3 protein-coding genes and 1 pseudogene are annotated in these 3,870 nt (G+C 33.7%); 3 read left to right on the top strand and 1 reads right to left on the bottom strand.

Features of this window, described 5'->3' with window-relative positions; genetic code table 11:
- The first annotated feature begins 679 nt into the window (after window positions 1–679).
- Both ABZA26_RS09665 and ABZA26_RS09660 read left to right on the top strand, forming a co-directional pair.
- Entirely contained in the window at window positions 680–1,489 is an 810-nt protein-coding gene (locus ABZA26_RS09665; RefSeq protein ID WP_372714315.1) for an ATP-binding protein, read from the top strand.
- 2 nt (window positions 1,490–1,491) lie between these two features.
- On the top strand, window positions 1,492–2,439 hold the full coding sequence (locus ABZA26_RS09660) for a tRNA 2-thiocytidine biosynthesis TtcA family protein (protein ID WP_372714314.1): 948 nt from the start codon (window positions 1,492–1,494) through the stop codon (window positions 2,437–2,439).
- Window positions 2,440–2,526: 87 nt separating this feature from the next.
- Here ABZA26_RS09660 and ABZA26_RS09655 read toward each other — a convergent pair whose 3' ends face one another.
- A complete protein-coding gene (locus ABZA26_RS09655) occupies window positions 2,527–3,219 on the bottom strand; it encodes a response regulator transcription factor (protein ID WP_372714313.1) in 693 nt (230 codons plus the stop codon).
- A gap of 166 nt (window positions 3,220–3,385) precedes the next feature.
- Here ABZA26_RS09655 and ABZA26_RS09650 point away from each other — a divergent pair.
- Window positions 3,386–3,870 (top strand): annotated as a pseudogene (locus ABZA26_RS09650) (histidine kinase); the annotation flags it as partial.

Genomic DNA, 3,870 nt, shown 5'->3' with positions numbered 1-3,870 from the left:
GAGTAATGAAACTCAGAAAACAAGTTTCTGAGAACCAGAAAATATACTCGTATGACTCGTTATTTTTTGGCTACTCGCTGCGCCAAACAGTTGATTTTTACTAAGGATTTCACTGCGGTCATTTTTAACGCTTATTTTGTCAATGGCCAAAAGATTCAAAACCTTTTTAGCACGATAAGTTAAAGAATAACCATGCGCATGCTTTTTATTTAGCTTGATATTATTCTTTCTGTATTTTGAATTTCAAGTCGCAGAACTTATACAGGAAATAACCAGCACTCAGCCGTTCTACAGAATAAGTTCCGCAGGGAACCGAGGACTGTAGCTCACAAAGGCGTTAAAAGAAACATATACTTCCTAGACATTTGAAAATTCTTGAACTTTTGGTTATGCCCTGACCGAAGGGAGGAAATGCCCTTGGGGTGCTTTTCTTTCAAGAGAAAAGTAACAGAGTCTACAAAAATTCAATATTTCATTTTAAAATATAATTGTATTGCTTTGCAAGAGAAAAGTCAAACAATTCTTTATCACATTGATAAAAAAACTTTTTAAAAAATAATCAGTTATGATATAATTATATGATTCTAGAAAAAATAAAAGATAATTCATATCTATTGAAATAAAAGCAGCGGAGGTTTTCATGAAAGAAAAAAAAGTTTACGAAACTATAGAAGAAAGAATGACTGAAGAGGGACTGAGCCGTGGTCAGATAGCCACCGAGTCTCTAAGGAGCACTTACAGAAAAAAAATCTGGTCTAAATTCGTAAAGGCGGTAAAAGATTTTAAGCTTATAGAGGACGGTGACAGGATAGCCGTCGGTGTATCAGGGGGGAAAGACAGTCTTCTCATGTGCAAACTCTTCCAGGAGCTAAAAAAAGACAGAACTAAAAATTTTGAAGTGGTATTTATATCCATGAATCCTGGGTTTGAGGCCATGGATGTGGATCAGTTTAAATACAATCTAAAAGACCTTGATATTCCGTGTGAGATATTTGAGTCCAATGTATGGGAAGTGGCATTCGAACAAGATCCTGAAAATCCCTGTTTTTTGTGTGCAAAGATGAGAAGAGGAGTACTCTATAAAAAGGTAGAGGAGCTAGGGTGTAACAAGCTGGCCCTCGGACATCACTTTGACGACGCTGTGGAGACTTCCCTCATAAATATGTTCTATGCAGGAACTGTGAAAACTATGATACCTAAGGTAAAATCCACCAGCGGTAAATTAGAGCTAATAAGACCTATGATATACATAAAAGAAGAGGACGTAATAAATTATACCCAGAAAAACGGAATATCTCCAATGACCTGCGGTTGTCCTATAGAGTCTGGAAAAATAGATTCCAAAAGAAAAGAGATTAAGAAACTCTTGGCAGATATGGAGGAGACAAATCCAAACATAAAGCAGAGCATATTCAACTCAATGAAAAATATAAATCTTGATTATGTGATGGGCTATACAAGGGGGAACAAAAAGGACAGAGGGGTATAGAGATGGCTATCAGAATAAATGACTTAAATGAACTTCAGGGAGTAAAACACGAAAATTATCTCTTTTCTATAGAGGATGACAGATTAAAAGTCTTAAATTCTAAGGAAAAAACTGAGATATATTTTGAACTGAATAATAAAAGAAGATTCAAAACGGCAGAAGCAGTGGAAAAGCACACAGGTCTCAAGATTGAGCTTGAAAATCTTTCTGACAGAGAACTGCTGGCGTTTATTGAATCAAAGGGTTTTAGTAAGACTCTCTGGAATCCCATAGGGAAGGCAATGCATAAATATAATATGATAGAGGCAGGAGACAGGATAGCAGTGGGTGTCTCAGGGGGTAAGGACAGCCTTGCCACTATAAATGCCCTTGTAAGAATAAAAATAATAGTAAATTTTGATTTTGAGATAATCCCTATTCATATTCATCCTAGTACTGACAGCTCTAGCTACAATAAAACAGAGGATTACTGTAAAAAAATGGGTCTGGAACTGCAAGTTTTTGAAACTGACCTGCAGAATCTTCTCTTTGAAGATAAAAAAGAAAAAAATCCATGCTTTTTATGCGGAAGAATAAGAAGGGGAATGCTCTACAGAATAATGAAAGAACAGAATATAAATAAGCTTGCTTTAGGGCATCACAAGGATGATATTATAGAGACGTTTCTAATGAATGTATTTTATCAGGGAAATATGAATGTTATGAAACCGGCTTATGAATCCCAGGATTACGGGGTGAAAGTTATAAGGCCACTTTCATTTGTAGAGGAAAAAAATATAATAAAATATGTGAGAAGACTGAATCTACCTATATTAAAATCAGAGTGTGCTTATGAAACAAATGAAAATTCCAGAAGGCTTCGTGTCAAAAATATTATAACCGATCTTTCAAAAGAAAACTCTGAAATAAGAAGTGTAATGTTAAACAGTATAAAGGATCTTCTGGATTAGGAGAAGATATCAGTATTAAACTTCAATAGAATTGTGATACTAAAAAAGGACTGTTGATTTTACAGTCCTTTTCAAATATTATATTTTTTAGATGCTGAATTTGTAACCAATACCCCATACAGTTTGCAGGTACACTGGATTTTTAGAGTCATCTTCGATTTTTTTTCTCAAGTGACGGATGTATACCATGATTGAGTTATTATCAATAATAGTATTGTTCCAAACTTTTTCATAGAGCTGTTCTTTTGTAAAGACTCTGTTGGGGTTCTCCATGAAAAACTTCATGAGCATTATCTCCTTTGATGAAAGGAAGATCTCCTCCCCGTCTTTAAAAAGCTGGTAGGTATCTATGTTTAATACAAAGGGATCTCTTGTGATTTTTCTTGAAGAGGTCTGAAGTTCTTTTATTTTGTCAGATCGTCTGAGATGTGCCTTTATTTTTGCAATCAGGACTGACATACTAAAGGGTTTTGTAATATAGTCATCGGCACCCATTCCCAAAGCTAGGATTTTGTCGTAGTCCTGCTGTTTTCCGCTCAGAAAAATAACGGGGATCTCTATATCTTCAGCCTGGATTTTTTTCAAGAGCTGAAATCCATCGGTGTCATCAAGCATAATATCAAGAATAATAAGATCAAAAGTCTGAGAATTGATAACACTTTGTGCTTCTTTTCCGGTGGAAATAGTCAGGGTTTCTATATTTTCTGGCTCAAGGGCCTTTTTTATCATTTGACATATTTCTATATCATCATCCACTAAGAGAACTTTATAGCTTTTCAATTAAAGGTACCTCCTCTTACTTTATTTTTAAATACTTTAAATAAAAAATATGTTATGATATTTTTATTCAAAATATTTAATTTATAAAAATCCCAGGTCCATTATATAGTATACAGTATTTTTTTGAAAAAGAACATAGAATTTTATATGTAGAAAGGAGTATATATTGAAAAAAATTAAATTAAAGGTATTTCCGATAATAGCGATAATTTTTATAATTTTAATTGTAGGGAATATAAGCTACAGAAGTTTTTTGAATTATCAGAATATAATTGTAGAACAGCAGATGGAGCATCTGATGACAATATCCAAATCAATAAGCAGAAGCCTAGAGCTGTACGTAGGAGAAAAGAAAAAAGGACTGAGAGATCTTGCAAAAAATCTAGAATATACTATGGAAAAATATGAAAACCGGTCTGTAGATGAGGTTATTTTAAAAGGGCTAGAGACATTTTATTTATCTCAAGACAAGGAAATTGATAACCTGATCTATATAAATATTAGCGACAATTCTTTGCACAGTTATCCAAAGGATATTGAAGAGGAAAAATCTATTACAGAAAGAGAAGATTTTTCCAAAGAACTGAGTTATGTAAAAAAAAATAAGGAATCATATGCAGGAAATCCTTATTTAGACAGAGATAACGACTT

This window comes from Ilyobacter sp. (assembly GCF_041583315.1).
Classification (GTDB): Bacteria; Fusobacteriota; Fusobacteriia; order Fusobacteriales; family Fusobacteriaceae; genus Ilyobacter.
The sequence above is the reverse complement of the archived record's forward strand: the minus strand, read 5'-3'. Positions and strand labels throughout refer to the sequence as shown.

Bases quoted from the DNA above. Each gene is read 5' to 3' on its own strand.
- ABZA26_RS09660 (WP_372714314.1), top strand. From the start codon at position 1,492: ATGGCTATCAGAATAAATGACTTAAATGAACTTCAGGGAGTAAAACAC.
- ABZA26_RS09665 (WP_372714315.1), top strand. From the start codon at position 680: ATGACTGAAGAGGGACTGAGCCGTGGTCAGATAGCCACCGAGTCTCTA.